Consider the following 17,918-nt stretch of genomic DNA (forward strand, 5'->3'; position numbering starts at 1 on the left):
CGGCATGAGGGCAAACCAGCGGGTTTCTCCCGCTTTATCAAAAGCGAATAAGCGGTAAAGATTGCATGTGCAATCAGTTTGTTTGATTTATATTAAAGTGTGTGAAGTCCTATAAAGACATTTAGACTTTTGATATAATATTGTTAATGCAACAATATAAGAATAAGATGATATTGAAATAAAATAGAAATTTTATGAAATGTTGTCTGTGCAACAAAAGCTCTTTTGTTTTCTAAAAGCAAGGAACCCATTGCTTTACAATAAATAAAATTTGCTTTTGCTCTTTAAAAGCAAAAAATCACATTGCTTCCGCAATGTAAAAATTGTTTAAATAAAATTTGTTTTACTTTCTTAAAGTAAAAAGTCTTTGCTGTCGCTTTTCAAAGCGACGTATAATTCCCGGCGAAAGCCGGGGAACCAAAGAAAAGCCCCATAGGCAGCTTCCTGCCTCGTAAAGGACCCTATCACTCGTTCCCACTCGCTCTTCTCAGGAAGAGAGTTCCGTTCTCTGCGGAGAACGGCAAAGGGCCCTGCCCTTTGATCCCGCCGCTTTTCAGAAAAGCGGAAAAACGCGTTTCAGCCATTACCCTGCAAGGTGAAAAAAACCGGGAGCTTGTCCCGCCACAGCGTTTTATTAAGGATATAAAGACACCTTGTAGGGTGGATTATAAAAGATCATCTTTTATAGAAACCTACTGGGAAAATCGCCGGAGGCGCGAAAGACGTTACACGTCCGGGCCGTCCCGACCGGAGGTCCCGCAGGTCTGGAGGTTACCATATTGCTTCCCAACGAACATTTTGAACCCCTCTCCGGGGGAATCTCCCTGCTTGTCTCCCCCGTTCATCGGTTTAATACCGACACCGTGCTTCTCGCGTGGTTTGCCGCGCCGCGTAAAAATGAGGCCTGCGCCGATTTTGGAACCGGCTGCGGGGCCATTCCGCTGATCTGGTGCGCCAAAGCCCGGGCCGGCGAAGGCTCCATGCCCGCGAAAGTATACGCTGTCGAAATCCAGGACGACGCCTGTTCCATGGCGGAGCGATCCGTTCTGGAAAACGGTTTGGACGAAACCATTTCCATCGTACGCGGGGACCTGACGCAGCTCCCCTATCTGCATGCGCCGCGCGGCCTGGACCTGGTCTGCTGCAACCCGCCGTATAAGCCGGAGGGGACCGGCATCCGGAACCCGCACGAGGGATTGTCCATCGCGCGGCACGAGGTGGCGTGCGGGTTCGCGGACATCGCCAGAGCGGCGGCGTATCAGCTGCGGTTCGGCGGGCGGTTCTGCTGCTGCCTGCGGCCGGAACGCCTCTGCGGCGTCATGGAGGACCTGCGGAACGCCGGACTGGAGCCAAAACGCCTGCGCTTTGTACAGCAGCGGCCGGACAAGCCGCCGTTCCTGTTTCTTCTTCAGGCGGCGCGCGGAGGCAAACCGGGGCTTCGCGTGGAACCCGTTCTGTTCGTTGAGGACGCATCCGGCGATTTTTCTCCGGAAATGATTCAAATTTACGGCGCATACAAGGAGGGCCATTTATGACCGGCACATTGTACATTGTGGGCACGCCCATCGGCAATCTATCGGACTTTTCCCCGCGCGCGGCGGAAACGCTTTCGTCCGTCGATTTCATCGCGGCGGAGGATACCCGCGTCACACTCAAGCTGCTGAATCATTTCGGCATCAAAAAGCCGCTGGTCAGTTACTTTGAGCACAATAAACGCGAGCGCGGCGATCTGATCTGCGCCCGGCTGGAAGCGGGGGAATCCTGCGCGCTGGTTTCCGACGCGGGAATGCCCGCCATCTCCGACCCGGGCGAGCTGCTGGTGGCCCAGTGCGCCGAGCGGGGCATCCCGGTGCTGGCGGTGCCGGGACCCAGCGCCGTTGTCTCCGCGCTGGCGATCTCCGGCCTGCCGACGGGCCGTTTCACCTTTGAAGGCTTTCTGAGCGTCAACAAAAAGAGCCGCCGGGACCATCTGGACGACGTAAAAAATGAACGGCGCACCATGGTCTTTTACGAGGCGCCGCACAAGTTGTACGCCACCCTGCGCGACATGCTGGCCGCGTGGGGCGACCGCCGCATCGCGATCGTGCGGGAGCTGACCAAAATCCATGAGGAGGTCGTGCGGACCACCCTCAGCGAGGCTGTCAGGCGCTGCAAGGAGGAACCCTTCAAGGGAGAGATCGTGCTGGTGATCGAGGGCGCGCCTAAACCGGAAGCCGATGGCTACACGCTGGAAGAGGCCGTCGCGCTGGCAAAGGAGCTGATTACGGAGGGCGCCGCGCCGTCCGAAGCCGCCAAACGCGCCGCACAGGAGAGCGGGCTGGCCAAACGCGACATTTACCGGGAGGTGCTGACCCATTCAGATACAGATTGATCCCGTCCTGACGAATAAAAAGGACTATCTGCCCCTCTTGCTGCTTGCGGACCCGTGTGAAGCGATGATCGACCGCTATCTGGAATCGGGCAGCATGTACCTGCTGCGGGAAGACGGCGTCCCCGCCTGCGTCACGGTTCTTGCGGACCTGGGCGGCGGCTCTTGCGAATTAAAAAATCTGGCGACGGAGGAGGCTCTGCAGAATCGAGGATACGCCGGACGGATGCTGCGGTTCCTGATGGAAACCTGCGCGCGCACCTATCAGCGCATGTACGTCGGCACCTCCGGACAGATGGTTCCCTACTATGAACGGTTCGGCTTTTCCTACTCCCACACGGAGCGGGAATTTTTCACCAGAAACTATCCGGAACCCATTTGGGAAAACGGTTTCCAATGCGTGGATATGCTCTATCTCAAACGGGACCTGTAACCCAGATTTTCACAATTTTTCACAAAATGTTCTTTGTTTCTCCGTTGATTATAATTTCTTTGGCATGTATAATAGTTGGTAGGAGCTGGAAAACTAGTATTGCTCCGGCAGGCGGACAAACCGCCGAATGATCCCGGAATCAAGCGACGGAATGCACGCTTGAAATGATACATGCAGGAGGAAAAAAGCTATGGAATTAAAAGGCAGCAGAACAGAAGCGAACTTAATGGCCGCATTCGCGGGTGAGTCCCAGGCACGCAACAAGTACACCTTCTACGCATCCAAGGCGAAGAAGGAAGGCTACGAGCAGATCGCAGCCATCTTTGAGGAAACCGCGCGCAACGAGAAAGAGCACGCGGAACTGTGGTTCAAGGCGCTGCACGACGGCGGCATCGGCACCACGCTGGACAACCTGAAAGACGCCGCCGCGGGCGAAAATTATGAGTGGACCGAGATGTACAGGGAATTTGCAGACGTCGCGGAAGAAGAGGGCTTTACCGCGCTCGCCGCACAGATGCGCCTGATCGCTTCCATTGAGAAAACCCATGAGGAGCGTTACCGCAAGCTGGCACAGAACATCGAAGAGGACATCGTCTTCAAGGCGGGCGAGGAAACCGTATGGGTATGCCGCAACTGCGGATACATCCACATCGGCAAAGCCGCCCCGGCGATCTGCCCGGCGTGCAAACATCCGCAGGCCTATTTTGAGCGCCGTGCGGTAAACTATTAATTTTCTGCTGAACATCAAAAGGACCGTCCATGCGCTGCACGGACGGTCCTTTTTTGTGTTCTATTCTGATATAACGGCCCCGCCCGCTGTACACATACCGCTTTTTTCGGCCGGGCGCTCAACCGGTATGCGGGAGAACCAGCGGGCGACGCTCTCATATATCCCGCTGCCGGGATACGGTTTCATTGTAGCACGCGGCTTTTTTACAGACAACCTGTGACAGCTTTTGTGACACAAAAAATAGAAAACACGCCGGTCGCCGCATTTCCTTCCCCGCTTACCCTTTCGAGGAAAGATATATCCATGCAGCGTCCCGGCGTGTTTAAGGTATATGAACTCCCTTATGCTTCTTTCTCTGCGTCCGCCATCGCAAAAAGCGATCTCGCGCAGTTCGAGCACACAAAGTGTTTTTGATAGTGCAGAAGATCTTCGCTGTCCCCACAGAACATACAAGTTTTTCCCTGTTTGCGCAGCAGGATTCCATCCTCCCGCATCACAATTTCCAGCTTGTCTCCGGTCTGCCAGCGGAAGCTCTCTCGCACCTCTGCAGGAAGTGCGATGCGTCCCAGCTCGTCCAATTTGCGAACCTGTTTCATTTGCATCATATACTGCCCCCTCTTTCCTTTTTGTCTTACTCATAATAACATAATATGTAAAAATTGTCAATTCATAAATCACATATTATTAGGCTTCGTGAGATTGAATTTTTGGCAATATGCAGTAATCTCGTTCAATCATTCACATATTTTCCTATAAGTCAATTTACTTAAGACAAAATTCACGTATTTTCTCATAAATTTTATTTACATTTGTGATCCCTCCCCTTAAAAAATACCATTTTGCCTCTAAATAGAAGATGATTTTAATTGAATTATCTGGAAATAATGGAATTAAAATGTGATTTTTATTCACGCGACAAATAATCGTTCTTTATTTTTGCTCTCTAATCCTTTTCTTTTCCACAGAAACGGTCGATCGTACGCTATTTAGCCTGAAAGCAGTCCAAAACCCTGTATTTTTTATCCATTTCTTCCGTCAATTTTGTTCACGCGCATAATACGCTTTCATTATACACAGAATCTGCGTATAACGCAATCCCACATTTTAATCTACCCTATTATAACCTTGGTGATAATATGCGCTTGAGACTGCGAGAGCTCCGTGAAGATAACGATAAAAAGCAGCAGGAACTGGCTGAATACCTCGGCTGTTGCCAGCAGACATATTCCCGTTATGAAAACGGTAAAGCTCAACCCTCTCTGGAGGTAATGGAAGCGCTTTCCGTATTTTATCGCGTCAGTGTGGATTACCTGATGGGCCTGACGGATGATTCCAGACCCTATGAGCGCAGCCGCAAAATAGAATTGTAATCCCCCGCCCTGCCTGAAACAGCGCGGGCCTACGGTTTCGACCATATGAAAAAAGATGACATGTGCCGGGCACATGTCATCTTTTTCTGTTATGCGTCCACTGCTCACAACCTGGGGAAGACAAAGAACTTTGTCAGCGCGAGCAGTTCCCTCCCGTAACTGGCAGATAAAATATACCAGGGGGTCTCCGCGGGCACGGCGCTGGCAGACAGCCCCTGTCTCCGCGCAATCTGCACCGCGCGATACTCATGATATTGCTCCGTCACGATTATCAGCTCACGGTCCAGTCCGTTCTTTTCGATGATCGCGCGCGTAAAGGCAATATTCTGTTTGGTATCGGCACTGTCGCCCTCCACGTAGACGCGGTGTTCTTCAATCCCCCGGTAGACCAGCCCGCGTTTGATTGCTTCCCCCTCGGAGAGCTGCAAATCGTCGTCGAAGCCGCCGCTGGCCACGGCCTTCAGCTCCGGATGCGCCCGCAGGTAATCCGCCGCGCGGTCAATGCGCGCGTTCAGTGCGGCGCTGCCGATTTTGCAGCCCAGCACGACCACCGTGCCGTTCGGTTCCTCCGGCGGCGCGGGCTGAGGCGCCGCCATGCAGGCAGTCAGGAACGCAAACCAGACCATACAGAGCGTGAAGCAAGTCCACAGGAACCGGCGCAGGAGGCGGAACCCCCGCGCATGCACCGCTTGTTCCATCCAGTTTCGAACAGGGACATACCAAAGCGCCCCCGCCATCAGCAATAAACTGAAGCAGATGCCCATTCCATTGCCGATGTGAAACACACCCCAGAAAATGGGGATGCAAAACCAGACCAGGAGGCCCGCTCCCAGCAGGAACAGAAGCACCTGCCCGATCATCTTTCGCGTTTTTTTCTCCATTCCGACCTTTTTCTCCTTTTCCATGCGGTTATCTGGAAGACGGGTCCGGGAATACCTGCCCGTCTATCGTGGTATAACCCTGTACCGAATCCGCATTTCTTTCTTTAATCTCCACCTTTTCCGATGAAACGCTGTTTATATCCGTTCCATCATAGGCGTTCGACATAAAGGAAACGCCCATCGGCTCCCGGGGATGTTCGGGGTCGTTCAAGTCCATCCGCCAGGTGATGGTCTTATACGCGTTTGTATAGTACAGGCTGCCGTCCGCCTCGCAGAGACGGAAAATCGCCTCCGATGCCTGGAACAACGTTTCTTTGTTTGTCAATGCCTTGCCGTTCCATTCCGCGCGGTAAAGCGCGCCGGATTCTTCCTGCCAGTAAACGGCGCCGTTCACCGCCAGCATGCTGGTGATCCGCGCGGAAACAATCCGGGCGGTTTTCCCATTCTCCCACCGGTTGAGTCCATCCTCATTGGTAAAGTACAGCGCGTCCCCATCCCAATGGAAAAAGCAGCTGTCGTCCATCGGGCGGTTAAATGCGCAGACCAGCGCAATGCTTTTGTCCGCATTGAGCTGGTACACGTTGATCTGCCAGGGAAGCCTTTCCTCTTTGGCAAACACGTACAGCGCGCCGTTGTTCCATTGCAAATCCAACAGGGAGCCGATGCTCCATTCCAGAATGGCCTCTTCGGGAACAACATTCATCATCAAGCTGGTTTCAACCATTCCGGTTTCCATCCGGTACACCGTATTGCCGCGCGAATAGTAGAGATATTCCGGCGTGACCACCAGATTTTCATGCGGTTCCATCCCCACCGAGACGGGGATCCGGTTCTCGCCAAGACTGTCCATGCGGTAAATCCCGCCGTCCGTCTGGCTGATAAAGTACAGATGACCGTCCAGGGCATTCAGCGAACTGCATGGGTTCTGCGTCAGCACCGTCTGTGTACCGTCCTCCGGATCATACAGGCAAATGCTGTTGTTGCCTCTGTGGTCGATAAAATAGAGGCGTCCGTCCTCCGCCGCCACGATTCCGCCGTTCGCCAGATTGCCCGGAGTGTTGCCCGCCCGCGTACCGTTTTCCGACGGCGTGGCCGGCGCGACATACGCGCCGGAATTGTCGGGAAGCTCCTCATAAATAAACTCCGCCAGCTTTTTTCCACAGTCTTTCAGGCTGACGTCCTCTTTTTCCTGCGAGTCCGGCACCCGAAGCATCTGTATCGGACTGTTCAGAAAGACGGGCAGTCCCAGCAGCAGATCCGTCGTCTGCGAAACGGAAAAATTGGTCTTTGCCACGGAAAGGACGGTATTCGCCAGCGCCGCCAGGTCCTGATCCTTCACCTGCTCCGCAAACGCCTGAAAGAGTTTTTCCCGCCGCAGCATCTGATCATGGTCGTCGCCCTGCCGGATACGGAGATAATAAAGCGCCTGCGCGCCGCTGAGCTCATAGGTTCCGGCATCAAGCCCGGGCAGGCCGATCTCCATCATGCTGCTCAAGGCAAAATACATGGCCTCTTCCGAAGAGAGCTCCAGTGTCACGCCGCCCATCGCGTCGATCACGGTTGGCAAATCCGCCATATCTATCTGGAGATACCCGTCCACGCCGACGCCGGCGGCGGCTTCCACCGCCGTAACCGCCTCGCCCGGGGAAAGATTTTTTCTGGACAGTCTGTTCAGGCTGCGCGTTCCGCCTTCCGGCAATTCCACGTTCAGGTCGCCGCGGAAGCTGCTGCACTTCAAAACCTCGCGCCGCCGGTCCAGAGAAACCAGCATTACATTGTCGTCATACCCGTTTTCGCTGTCCGTGCCCAGCACCAGCAGGTTGGTCACCTGGCTGTCGCGGTAGACGCCGTCTGTTATCGTAACGCCCTCGTCTCCGGGAGCGGACAGACCGGAGGTCGTGCCTTCCTGATTCAGGACGCGCTGCATCGTAGGCAGCCCAAGACCGAACAGCAGGATCAGGCAGGCGGCGACGGCCACCGGGGCCATCCAGCGCGGGCGCGCGGGGTTCGGGTGGACGCGGTAATCCTCCAGGTTCTGCACCAGGCGCTGTTTAAAGGCCTTATCGGCATACAGCTTGCGGTAGCCGGATTGATATTCCCGTTTCATTCGATCTCCTCCTTCAGGGCCTGTGCCAATATCCCCCGTGCGCGGCTCAGGCGCGACGAGATGGTGTTGGGCCGGCTATGTAAAATCTCTGCGATCTCCTTTGTGGAGTAACCTTCAAAATAGTACAGGTGAACGACGGTGCGGTACTTGGCCGGCAGCGCCGATACCGCATGAAGCACCTCATTTTCCACCGGGTCCAGCGCGGGGATACTCTCGTCCAGCTCAGTCCGTTTGCGGTTCCACGCACAGGCAAGGCGGTTGCGGCAGTGGTTGATCGCCACGCGGAGCAGCCAGGCCTTTTCGTGCTCTTCACTGGTGAACGCCGGCGCTTTCTCGATGTATTTCAGCAGGACCTCCTGCACGGCGTCCTCGGCCTCCGCGCGGTTGTTCAGCTGTGAGAACGTCACGCGCAGCAGCATGGTGGCGTATTCCTCCACGACGCGCTCAATTTCCAGGTTTGTTCGCAATCCCCCTCACCTCCCCTCTTTTTATAACACAAAGCAAACGGGGGTTTGCTTGCATGGCAGTTCTATTATAACGCAAAAAAGCCCCCAGAGGGGGCTTGGAAATGATTGGTTTACAAAGAACTAACGTCTATGAATTCCTGTGTGCATTTATCCACCGCAGTATATCATCATATTTCATTTTTCCATTCGCTACAGCCAATCCCAAATCAATCAATTCCTGTTGCGTATATTGAATACACACATGATTTAATTTTAAAGTCATAAGCATGGTCAACATGCCGATCCGCTTATTTCCATCCAAGAACGGGTGGTTCATCGTGAGAGCAAACGCCAGCCTTGCAGCCCGTTCGACAGGCGTTGGATAAACATCCTCTTCTCCAAAAGACTGCATAGAACTGTAAACCGCAGATTCCAACATTCCTATATCACGGACACCCGATAAACCGCCTGTCTTCCGTATAAGCCTTTCCTGCAGATTTATAATTTCTGCAACTGTTAAATTGATCATTTAGCTAACTCCTGAAAGGCTTCCAGATTCTCTTCTATCAACTCATCTGCCATTTTTTCAATCGTTTCTTTTCTGTATTGCTGAAAGCGGTCATACTCTGAAAATTCAACCACAGCATATTTCGGCTTATTATTTTTTAGAATAATGACCGCACCCTGTTCATCCACAAGCCGGACAACCTTTGAAAAGTTTTGGTTCGCATCAGTCATTGGAACTAAAGCATTTGTGTTGATCATCACATTTATCACCTCATATTTATTATACACACTTCTAGGATAAATACAACCTATACAATAAAATCTTATGATACCAACTGATACGTCTTTACTTAACTTTCACGAGGAAAAATTTTTTCGTCTATTTAACGAAACTCGTCCCGCACCAGCTCGTCCAGCGTCAGGTCGTAGCGCTGGCACAGCCGGAGCAAACAGCTGATTGGCGGAACGGTATATCCTTTTTCATAGCAGTCATAAACCGACCGGTGGATTTTGAGATAGTCCGCCAGCTCTTGACGGGTAGCGCCTGCGCGGCGGCGGAGGATGCGAAGATTATCGGCAAGGGGGGTGATTTGCATTTTCATTCACTTCCTGAACTTTTTCTTTATTGTAACACTATCCCTCAAAAGTTGCAAGACAAACGTAATACATATTTCCTTACCGTCTTGTCGCATACTATATATGTAATACAAATGTAGCACTTAAGAAGAAGGCGATTAGTATGAAAAAGTTCAAGATCCCTCGCATTCCGCCGACTACAAGCAAAAGCGTTCGTTTTCCAAATGATATGATTGAGGAAGTTGAAAAGGCCATTGTGGGAAAAGAATGTAATTTTTCTGCTTTTGTAATTGAAGCGGTAAGAATCGCTTTGGAAAACTTGAAGGAAGCCGAAATGGAAGAAAAAGAGCATACAGAATGAAACAGGATGCACCAAGTCGTACGGTACATCCTGTTTTCTGTTTTTATCAATGAAATTACATGAAGTGTACTATACAGTTAACGGCTAAAATGCGTTTTTCCGCTTTTCTGAAAAGCGGCGGTTTCCAAAGGCCGAGCCTTTGGTCGTTCTCCGCAGAGAACGAAACTCTCTTCCTGAGAAGAGCGAGTGGGAACGAGTGATAGAGTTGTTTATGAGGCAGGGCGCTGCCTCTGGGGCTTTTCTTTGGTTCCACGGCTTTCGCCGGGGGTTCGTCGCTTTGAAAAGCGAGAGGAAATTTTATTATCATTTGTAAATTGATTGCGCGCGTAATTTTACTCCTTACTCGCTTTTGCAAAAGCGGGAGAAAACCGCTGGTTTGCCCTCATGCCGGGCGGCACTTACTTTTCGTCTTGCCACAAAAGTAAGCAAAAGCACGCGAAGGGGGGCGCGAGAGCTGGGCTCCGGGAGGGTTCGACTCACGCCCCCCTTCACTCCCGGTATCCCCATATACCTAAGAGTCTCAGGGAAGGCGACGTGGTCTTCATTGCCGGCGGAGCTTTGGTTTTTACTTTTTTTGGGGTCTTAGTATTATTATCGGCTAAAATATCACACGGGAGATTGTTCTTTCCGTCGCGGACATCCGTGGTTGCTATTATGAATCAACGTCCGCCCGCGCCGTCCCGACCGGAGGTCTGTAAGCTGAGAAGGACCCCGGCGGAATGAAAACCGCCGGGGTCCTTCTCAGCTTTGGAACCTATATTACTAAGGAGAAGATGTAGGAGCAAATAACCTGTTTTATTCTTCATAATGGGTGTTTCTTTTTGCCTTTTTCGGCGCCGGTTCGAAATTTATCTAAATTATAATCTTTTTGTGTAAATAAGTCAATATTTTTCACCTAATCTGTTTTATTTGTTTTTTGCCTGTTCGCAGAATTGCCCAGCCTTGCGTTTTTATCTCATATCCTTTAAAATGAGAAAAAAGGACTGCATGGGAGGAATGCGACATGCCAAGACCGTCCACAAAACCCGGCCTGATCGAGGCGGCCGGCGAACAGTTCACCAAGCTTTGGGCACTGATTGACAGCCTGCCGGAAGACGAACAAACCGCTGTGTTTCAATTTGAAGACCGGGACAAAAATCTGCGGGACATCCTGATTCATCTATACGAGTGGCACCAGCTGCTTTTAAAGTGGATACAGAGCAATCAAAACGGCGTTCCCGCGCCCTTTCTGCCCGCGCCGTACAACTGGAAAACATACCCGGCGATGAATGTCGGCTTTTGGGAAAAACATCAGGATACCCCCTATGGCGCTTCCGTGGAAATGCTGAAAGAGAGCCATGCTCAGGTGATGCAGGTGATCGAAGGCTTTACCGACGAGGAATTGTTCGAGAAAAAGCACTTTTCCTGGACAGGTACGACTTCGCTGGGCAGTTACTGCATTTCGGCAACCTCCAGCCATTACGACTGGGCGATTAAGAAAATCAAACGGCACCATAAGACGTTTAAAGAAGCCAACCCTGCATAAGGCGGGGGTTCGTTCATGGGCGTATGGGGGCTTGTTCGTTTTTCTGCTTTCTTGCCGTTTCTGAACCGACCGTTTTTCTAAATTGCATGCTTTCGCTGTAAATATTCACCGTCTTTTCCAGACGGCGGCACAGCACATAAAAGCCGTGGTTTTCAAACTTGAAAACCACGGCTTTTGGTCATAAGGGACTTTATTGGAGAACACCGAACGGATAATAGCCCGCCTTGTTCGGGATTTCCGTGGTGCGGGTAAAATGAAACGGCTTGCCGGTTTCTTTACAGGCCAGGGCGTAATGGCACAGGCCGATTCCCATATCGGTATCCGAATGCTTATAGAGCAGGGAAACCGGCAGTCCCAGCTTTCGCTGATAGACCAGGGTTTTGCCGTCCTGTTTTTCAAAATACCATGGCTGCGTGTTCAGGCCGGACGGGGCCAAATGGGCCACCTGGATGCAAATATCGTCCGGCGCGTTGGTGACGTCTGCAATCGGCTTGCGCTTGAATTCCCCTTTGGTCCGGTGTACCGACTCCGGCGAGCGACCAAACGCGATGGTAATCATGTCCCCTTTGGAGTCTTTTGCGTTTTCAGCGTCCTTTGACTCGCCGAGCCAGACGCAGCCAAGCTCCATCGCGTCAAACCACAGGACAAGCTGTTCAAATACAAAGCCGATGTTTTCCGCTTCCCCCGGTTTCCCCTGTCCGCTGATAATCACATAATGCGGCGCCTCCACATGGTAAAGGCCCTTCACCTTCCGGGTAAAACGGTATTGCACAGGCAAATCGGGATAAAGCGGTTCAAACCCCCTGATCGCCTCCTCAACGGCGGCCAGTTCCTCCTGTTTTAATGGCTGCATGTCGTATTTCCGGCAGGATTTACGCTGTGCGATGGATTGATATAAGTTCATGGCAAACGCTCCTTTACTGCAAAAAATCACGGGTTTGACAATGGGATAACAGTCCCGATCGGCTGTTAATCTTCGCAGCAGTCTCCGCTGTCTTCTCTGATAAGTATGCCCTCTCATTCGATCATTAAAAATCCAGCCGCTGATTTGACTGCCGGACAATATAAAATGTCTTTGGGCTCCATGCTGCATTTTCTTTTATCCAAACAGCACGATTTCTTCCGTCTCCCAACTTCTATGCATAGGATTTACCGGCGATTCGCTTGCATGTTGCCTTTCCTTATTTTTTCTTTACGAGCTGTAAAACTTTAAATATTTTTCCAGATTTGCTTTTATGTAGGCAACGTTATGATGTCCCGAAAAGATATGATTCTGCACTGTAATTCCCTTTGCCCGCAAAATGTCCTGCAAAATCGCACAGCCCTCGTAAAATCCACCCTCATCCTGATCTCCCGCGTCCAGATAAACCGTCAGGCCATCAGGCATCAAAGGGCTTTTGGCAATCGATATGGGATCATAGGCTTTCCATATATCCATATTCTTAAAAAAAGGTTTATCCTCTTCCTCAAGCTGCAATTCCACGGCGGGCATGTGCCCGCCTACTCTGGTAAACAGCTCCGGGTGCCGGAATGCGTTGTGAAGCGCCGCATAGCCGCCGCCGGAAACCCCTCCGATATACCGTCCGCTTTTGTCCGGAATGACATGGTACGTGCGGTCGATCAACGGAATGACTTCCTCGATCAGGTAATCCTCATATCGGCCGATTTGTATGCGGTTCTCTCCATCCGAACCCACTACATTTTCAAAAACAGGGGCGGAATTCATCCCGCGGCTGTTTTCTATCCGCGGACAAACAATGACCAACGGCTTGATCTCTCCGTTTTGTATCATTCTGTCCGCCAATGTATCCATCTCCAGCACAGACAGGATCGTTTCATCTCCGCTTCTCCCGTGCAGGAAATACAGCACGGGCAAGGGCGGCAATTCGTCGTAATCCCGGGGCAAATACACCATTGCCCGCATGTCTTTCTTTAATCGTTGACTGTAAAATGAGAGCGTTTCTACTTTTGATGCATGCAAATGATCTCCTCCTTCCAGAGGCAGCTTTCCACTTTGAAAAGCCGTTCCGTTCTAATATTTCACATTCCGGCCGCAGATACCGGAAGCGGGTCCTTTCCGTCGCGGCCTTCCGTGGTACTGTGCTTTATTCAACTTCCACCCGCGCCGTGCCTGCCTATCGGTTGATTGAGCGGGCCATGCGGCGGTAGGTGTGGCGGATTCCTTTGATCGCGGTTGAATAGGCGGTGATGTTTTCCGGCAGGGCCATTCCGATATACCCCGCGTCGCCCAGATGGTGCATATCGGTCCCCGCCATTTTACACCAGAGCGCAATCTGCCGGATCGTCTGCTGGTCCGCGCCCTCCTGCGAGGTCCCGACCGCGGTCAGCGTCAGCAGGCCGAGGGAATGCGCGTATCCGACCAGCTCGCGGATATATTCCATCGTAATGCCGGGCACCGTCCCCGGCGCGGGCATCAGAATCACGTCCGCGCCCGCGTCCGCAAACTCACCGATGTCCTCCCGGGTAATCATTCCCTGCCCCGCCTCTTTCAGAATGCCGGACGCGTGCATCTTGCCCGCCACCAGAATAACGCGGTCGCCCAGCTCCGGTGCAATTGCTTTCAGAGATTCTGTAATCAGCTTGTTTTGCACGCCGATTCCCGGGTTTCCCGTCAGAATAATCATATTCGCGCCCATCTCCACGGCGGCCTTTGCGTTTTGCAGGCTCGCCCTGCGCCCGTTGGTCAGGCTCCAGATGTCCTCATCCGTTCCCTTGGAAAAGGATTGCTCCGCCGGTTCGAGGTTGACGGCGACCAGCCGCCCCGTCAGCCGCTTCACCTCACGGATGGTATCCTTTGGCTCCACCTTCGGCAAGCCCCAGATCTGCGGCTCAACCACGTCAAACATGTTCAAAATCACGATGTCCGCGCCCATTGCGGAGACAAACTCCGCGTTCGTGATGTTTCCCAGCATCGGCTGCACCGCGCCGATGGTCTCGCACGCAAGGATCCGCCCCTCGCTCATCGCAATGGATTTTAAAATCTGATCCTTGTTCATGTTTTCCAGATCGGTGGTATTGCAATCCAGCAGACGTTTCAGCATCTTATTTCAACCTCCTTGTATTTTCATCGTTGTCAAAAAGCCGGTCTTTCAAATAAGCAGAAAGGGGCGGATTCCCATCCGCCCCCATTTGTTTGCCATTTTATTTTGCCCCAAAAGGGGAACATGCGTTAAATACCCAGCAGCGGTTTGGCAGCCGCTTCCAGCTGGCCGACGATCTCGTTGGAATCCGCCTGGGTCGCGCCCTTCGCGGAAAGGTAAATCTTGATCTTCGGTTCTGTGCCGGAGGGGCGCACAATGACCTTGCTGCCGTTCTCCAGACGGTATTCCAGCACGTTGGACTTCGGCAGGTTGATCTCGCTGACCACACCGCCGTCCGTGCGTTTGCTCGTTTCATAATCGGACCAGCCGGAAACCTTATAACCCGCAATTTCTGCCGGCGCATTCGCGCGCAGCGTATCCATGATGCGGTTCATGGTCTTCATGCCGTCCTCGCCTTCAAAGCCGAAGTTGAGCAGGCCGTTGCGGTAATAGCCGTGTTTTTCATACAGGGCGTTGATGGCGTCCACCAGCGTCTTGCCCTGCTGTTTGTAGTAATATGCCATCTGGCAGATCAGCATGCTGGCGTCCACCGCGTCCTTGTCGCGCACATAGCCGCCGGACAGGTAGCCGTAACTCTCTTCGAAGCCGAAGATGTAGCGCTCCGGATGGCCCGCCGCCTCCAGAGAAGCAATCTGGTCGCCAATGTATTTGAAGCCGGTCAGCACGCGGCGCATCTCAATGCCATAGGAAGCCGCAACGGCGTCCGCCATATCGGTGCTGACGATGGTGGTAACCGCCACCGGGTCCTTCGGCATTTTGCCATTCTTGATCCGTGCCTGCGCGATAAAGTCGATCAGCAGCACGCCGACCTCGTTGCCGCTCATGAGCACATATTGACCGTCGTGGCGCACCGCGATGCCGCAGCGGTCGCAGTCCGGGTCGGTTGCGACAAGCAGGTCGCCCTGCACCTTTTCGGCAAGTTCCAGGCCCTTCTGCAGCGCTTCCTTGACCTCGGGGTTCGGGAACGGGCAGGTGGTGAAGTTGCCGTCCGGCATCTCCTGTTCCGGAACGACGGTCACGTCGTCCACGCCGATCATATCCAGAATGCGGGTGACGCACACGCGGCCGGAACCGTTGAGCGGGGTATAGACCACTTTCAGTCCCTTGCATGGCTCCGGAATCACACTCTGGTTGAGAACCTCCTGCAAAAACGCGTTGATGACCTCATCCTTGATGTAGACGATGCGGCCTTCCCGGACGCCGTCTTCAAAGTCCATGCGTTTTACGCCGGTAAAGACGTCGGTTTTGGCAATGGCGGCGGAAACCTCGTCCGCAGCCTCGCTGGTGATCTGGCAGCCGTCGCTGCCATATACTTTATAGCCGTTGTATTTAGACGGGTTGTGGCTCGCAGTCACGCAGACGCCCGCGTCACATTTCAGATAGCGGGTCGCGAAGGAAAGCGTCGGCACCGGGGAAAGCCACGGATAGATGTGCGCGGTGATGCCGTTGGCGGCGAGGACCGCGGCGGTCTCCTTTGCAAAGACGTCGGACTTGATGCGGCTGTCGTAGGCAATGGCCACATGGGCGTTGCGCACATGGGCGTTCAGATAATCCGCCAGTCCCTGGGTCGCTTTGCGGACAATATAGACGTTCATACGGTTGGTGCCGGCGCCGATCACGCCGCGCAGACCCGCCGTACCGAAGTCGAGATTGCAGTAGAAGCGGTCGTTGATTTCTTCCGGCTGGTTGCGGATGGATTCCAGTTCCGCCGTCAAATCGGGGTCATCCAGCTTCTGGGCCAGCCATCTTTCATATTCACTCATGTTTAAATCCCCCTTCAATACCTATAACAAATTTATATGGAATCCGAAAAGGCTGTTCCATCGAATTCCATTCAATCAGCATTTCTATATATAGAGTACCATTCAATTCCGCCCCTGTCAATGGACGTGCGGTCAGCACGGGACGTGGAACATCTTATACGCCTACGGCAGTTATCCCAGTAAGCTAAAATAAAAAGAAAACCATTTATAACCCACCTTACAGCGTAATTTTTACTTAAACATAAAATAAAGCGGCGGGACGAAAAGAACCATCTCCCGTGTGGCATCCCAGCCGACAACTTGCTAAAAATTTAAAGAAGAAAATTCAGCTAAAGCTCCGCCGGCAATGAAAACCATGCTGCTTGCCCTGAGCCACTTAGGTATATGGGGATACCGGGGGTGAAGGGGGGCGCGAGTCGTACCCTCTCGGAGCCCAGCTCTCACGCCCCCCTTCGCGTGCTTTTGCTTACTTTTGTGGCAAGACGAAAAGTAAGTGCCGCCCGGCATGAGGGCAAACCAGCGGGTTTCTCTCGCTTTTGCAAAAGCATAAACGGTTATATAATTGCACGTGCAATTAGTTTATTTAACTTAGTAGGAAGTCCTATGAGGATACTTATACTTTCGCAATGAGAAATTTGTTTTACTTTTTTAAAGTAAAAAGTCTTTGCTGTCGCTTTTCAAAGCGACGAATCCCCCCGGCGAAAGCCGTGGAACCAAAGAAAAGCCCCAGAGGCAGCTCCCTGCCTCATAAACAACAATATCACTCGTTCCCACTCGCTCTTCTCAGGAAGAGAGTCCCGCTCCTTGCGAGGAGCGGCCAAAGGCCCTGCCTTTGGAAACCGCCACCTTTTGGAAAGGTGGATAAATACGTTCTGCACCTTACCTGCAAGGGAAACGGTCACCGCCACCCGCCGCGGCCGGAAGACCCACCGTTCAGCGAGACAATATTCGTTACAACTCCCGCCTTGGTGATGTCGATGATCCCATACGTCCCCAGCGACCCGTGCAGGCTGCCGGGGTTCATCAGGTACAGCCCGTTGTCATATTCCGTCAACGCCTGATGCGTATGTCCAAACAGCAGAATATCCGCGCCTTTTTCTCTCGCGGCACAGCAAATCTGATACAATCCGTATTTAACATTATATGAATAACCATGCGTATAAAAAATTCGCTTGCCTTCCAGCACAATTTCCCCGTCCGCCGGGAGCGTACTCCCCCAGTCGCAGTTGCCGCGCACCTGTAAAAACATTTTCTCCGGAAACTTTGCCTTGACCAGACTGGCTTCGTCCGCGCCGTCGCCCAGATGGATCACCACTTCGGCCTTTGTCTGGCGCAAAACCGCCTGTTCCAGGGAATATTGGTCCCGGTGCGTATCCGAGACAACTAAAATTCGCATGTCTCCTTTTCCCTCCATAAACGCCCGCATGGACGCCTTGTATGCGCCAAATCCGGGCCGCAATCATATACTGTGATGATAAAACATATATTAGTATGACCAGTAACGCGGGAAAAGTCCCGCCTGCAAAAAAGGAGTGGTCTTTATGCCAGCAAACCAGCCGAATGCAGATCAACAGCAGCTGCTGAATAATCTGCTGAAATCCCTCAGCCCGACAGATACCGAAAAGCTGAACAAAATCCTGAACGACAAGGATGCAACCAGTAAGATCCTGAGTACGCCGCAGGCGCAGCAGCTTCTGCAAAAATTCACCAGCGGGAAATAACGCCGCGC

20 protein-coding genes are annotated in these 17,918 nt (G+C 52.5%); 8 read left to right on the top strand and 12 right to left on the bottom strand.

Annotation, left to right across the window (positions count from 1 at the left end):
- Positions 1–779 precede the first annotated feature (779 nt).
- The 4 genes from I4V53_RS06940 to rbr all read left to right on the top strand — a co-directional run bounded on the left by I4V53_RS06940 (position 780) and on the right by rbr (position 3,531).
- Positions 780–1,535: a tRNA1(Val) (adenine(37)-N6)-methyltransferase gene (locus I4V53_RS06940; RefSeq protein WP_195984876.1), complete on the top strand. Its 756-nt coding sequence runs from the start codon at positions 780–782 to the stop codon at positions 1,533–1,535.
- Positions 1,532–2,371 (top strand): 16S rRNA (cytidine(1402)-2'-O)-methyltransferase, encoded by an 840-nt coding sequence (gene rsmI, locus I4V53_RS06945; protein ID WP_195984878.1) that lies wholly within the window; start codon positions 1,532–1,534, stop codon positions 2,369–2,371. Before I4V53_RS06940 ends, rsmI begins: the two co-directional genes overlap by 4 nt.
- Positions 2,372–2,408: 37 nt before the next feature.
- Positions 2,409–2,801, top strand: coding sequence for a GNAT family N-acetyltransferase (locus I4V53_RS06950; RefSeq protein WP_286167061.1), 393 nt, complete (start codon positions 2,409–2,411; stop codon positions 2,799–2,801).
- 190 nt (positions 2,802–2,991) lie between these two features.
- The gene (rbr, locus tag I4V53_RS06955) at positions 2,992–3,531 is read left to right on the top strand and encodes a rubrerythrin (protein ID WP_195984880.1); all 540 of its coding nucleotides are present in this window, start codon (positions 2,992–2,994) and stop codon (positions 3,529–3,531) included.
- 341 nt (positions 3,532–3,872) lie between these two features.
- Here the strand turns inward: rbr and I4V53_RS06960 are convergent, their stop codons facing one another.
- On the bottom strand, positions 3,873–4,136 hold the full coding sequence (locus tag I4V53_RS06960) for an AbrB/MazE/SpoVT family DNA-binding domain-containing protein (RefSeq protein WP_195984882.1): 264 nt from the start codon (positions 4,134–4,136) through the stop codon (positions 3,873–3,875).
- Between the two features lie 537 nt (positions 4,137–4,673).
- Between I4V53_RS06960 and I4V53_RS06965 the strand changes: the two genes are divergently transcribed.
- A complete protein-coding gene (locus I4V53_RS06965) occupies positions 4,674–4,901 on the top strand; it encodes a helix-turn-helix domain-containing protein (RefSeq protein ID WP_502709362.1) in 228 nt (75 codons plus the stop codon).
- Positions 4,902–5,005: 104 nt separating this feature from the next.
- Here I4V53_RS06965 and I4V53_RS06970 read toward each other — a convergent pair whose 3' ends face one another.
- The 6 genes from I4V53_RS06970 to I4V53_RS06995 all read right to left on the bottom strand — a co-directional run bounded on the left by I4V53_RS06970 (position 5,006) and on the right by I4V53_RS06995 (position 9,438).
- A complete protein-coding gene (locus I4V53_RS06970) occupies positions 5,006–5,782 on the bottom strand; it encodes a YdcF family protein (RefSeq protein WP_195984886.1) in 777 nt (258 codons plus the stop codon).
- A gap of 28 nt (positions 5,783–5,810) precedes the next feature.
- Positions 5,811–7,889, bottom strand: a complete 2,079-nt coding sequence (locus I4V53_RS06975) for an LCP family glycopolymer transferase (protein WP_195984888.1) — start codon at positions 7,887–7,889, stop codon at positions 5,811–5,813.
- On the bottom strand, positions 7,886–8,356 hold the full coding sequence (locus I4V53_RS06980) for an RNA polymerase sigma factor (RefSeq protein WP_286167062.1): 471 nt from the start codon (positions 8,354–8,356) through the stop codon (positions 7,886–7,888). The genes I4V53_RS06975 and I4V53_RS06980 overlap by 4 nt, the downstream gene beginning before the upstream one ends.
- Positions 8,357–8,483: 127 nt before the next feature.
- Positions 8,484–8,864: a type II toxin-antitoxin system death-on-curing family toxin gene (locus I4V53_RS06985; RefSeq protein ID WP_195984890.1), complete on the bottom strand. Its 381-nt coding sequence runs from the start codon at positions 8,862–8,864 to the stop codon at positions 8,484–8,486.
- Positions 8,861–9,100 (bottom strand): type II toxin-antitoxin system prevent-host-death family antitoxin, encoded by a 240-nt coding sequence (locus I4V53_RS06990; RefSeq protein ID WP_207747861.1) that lies wholly within the window; start codon positions 9,098–9,100, stop codon positions 8,861–8,863. The genes I4V53_RS06985 and I4V53_RS06990 overlap by 4 nt, the downstream gene beginning before the upstream one ends.
- Positions 9,101–9,225: 125 nt before the next feature.
- On the bottom strand, positions 9,226–9,438 hold the full coding sequence (locus I4V53_RS06995) for a helix-turn-helix domain-containing protein (protein ID WP_195984894.1): 213 nt from the start codon (positions 9,436–9,438) through the stop codon (positions 9,226–9,228).
- Between the two features lie 143 nt (positions 9,439–9,581).
- Between I4V53_RS06995 and I4V53_RS07000 the strand changes: the two genes are divergently transcribed.
- Positions 9,582–9,779 carry a YlcI/YnfO family protein gene (locus tag I4V53_RS07000; protein ID WP_050699368.1) on the top strand — a complete coding sequence of 66 codons (198 nt, stop codon included), beginning with the start codon at positions 9,582–9,584 and terminating at the stop codon, positions 9,777–9,779.
- 1,003 nt (positions 9,780–10,782) lie between these two features.
- Entirely contained in the window at positions 10,783–11,304 is a 522-nt protein-coding gene (locus I4V53_RS07005; RefSeq protein ID WP_195984896.1) for a ClbS/DfsB family four-helix bundle protein, read from the top strand.
- A gap of 190 nt (positions 11,305–11,494) precedes the next feature.
- Here the strand turns inward: I4V53_RS07005 and I4V53_RS07010 are convergent, their stop codons facing one another.
- The 5 genes from I4V53_RS07010 to I4V53_RS07030 all read right to left on the bottom strand — a co-directional run bounded on the left by I4V53_RS07010 (position 11,495) and on the right by I4V53_RS07030 (position 17,585).
- Positions 11,495–12,208, bottom strand: a complete 714-nt coding sequence (locus tag I4V53_RS07010; RefSeq protein WP_195984897.1) for a nitroreductase family protein — start codon at positions 12,206–12,208, stop codon at positions 11,495–11,497.
- A gap of 288 nt (positions 12,209–12,496) precedes the next feature.
- Complete coding sequence (locus I4V53_RS07015; protein ID WP_195984900.1) at positions 12,497–13,285, bottom strand: alpha/beta hydrolase; 789 nt, start codon at positions 13,283–13,285, stop codon at positions 12,497–12,499.
- 154 nt (positions 13,286–13,439) lie between these two features.
- Positions 13,440–14,366: a DUF7916 family protein gene (locus tag I4V53_RS07020; RefSeq protein WP_195984902.1), complete on the bottom strand. Its 927-nt coding sequence runs from the start codon at positions 14,364–14,366 to the stop codon at positions 13,440–13,442.
- 128 nt (positions 14,367–14,494) lie between these two features.
- Positions 14,495–16,189: a phospho-sugar mutase gene (locus tag I4V53_RS07025; protein WP_195984903.1), complete on the bottom strand. Its 1,695-nt coding sequence runs from the start codon at positions 16,187–16,189 to the stop codon at positions 14,495–14,497.
- Between the two features lie 898 nt (positions 16,190–17,087).
- The gene (locus tag I4V53_RS07030) at positions 17,088–17,585 is read right to left on the bottom strand and encodes a metallophosphoesterase (protein WP_195984904.1); all 498 of its coding nucleotides are present in this window, start codon (positions 17,583–17,585) and stop codon (positions 17,088–17,090) included.
- A 145-nt stretch (positions 17,586–17,730) separates the two neighbouring features.
- On the opposite strand from I4V53_RS07030, the gene I4V53_RS07035 reads away from it, so the two are divergent.
- Positions 17,731–17,910, top strand: a complete 180-nt coding sequence (locus tag I4V53_RS07035; RefSeq protein ID WP_195984905.1) for a hypothetical protein — start codon at positions 17,731–17,733, stop codon at positions 17,908–17,910.
- Positions 17,911–17,918: the final 8 nt, after the last annotated feature.

It is taken from the genome of Clostridium sp. D33t1_170424_F3 (assembly GCF_015667585.1).
Taxonomy (GTDB): Bacteria; Bacillota; Clostridia; order Oscillospirales; family Acutalibacteraceae; genus Anaeromassilibacillus.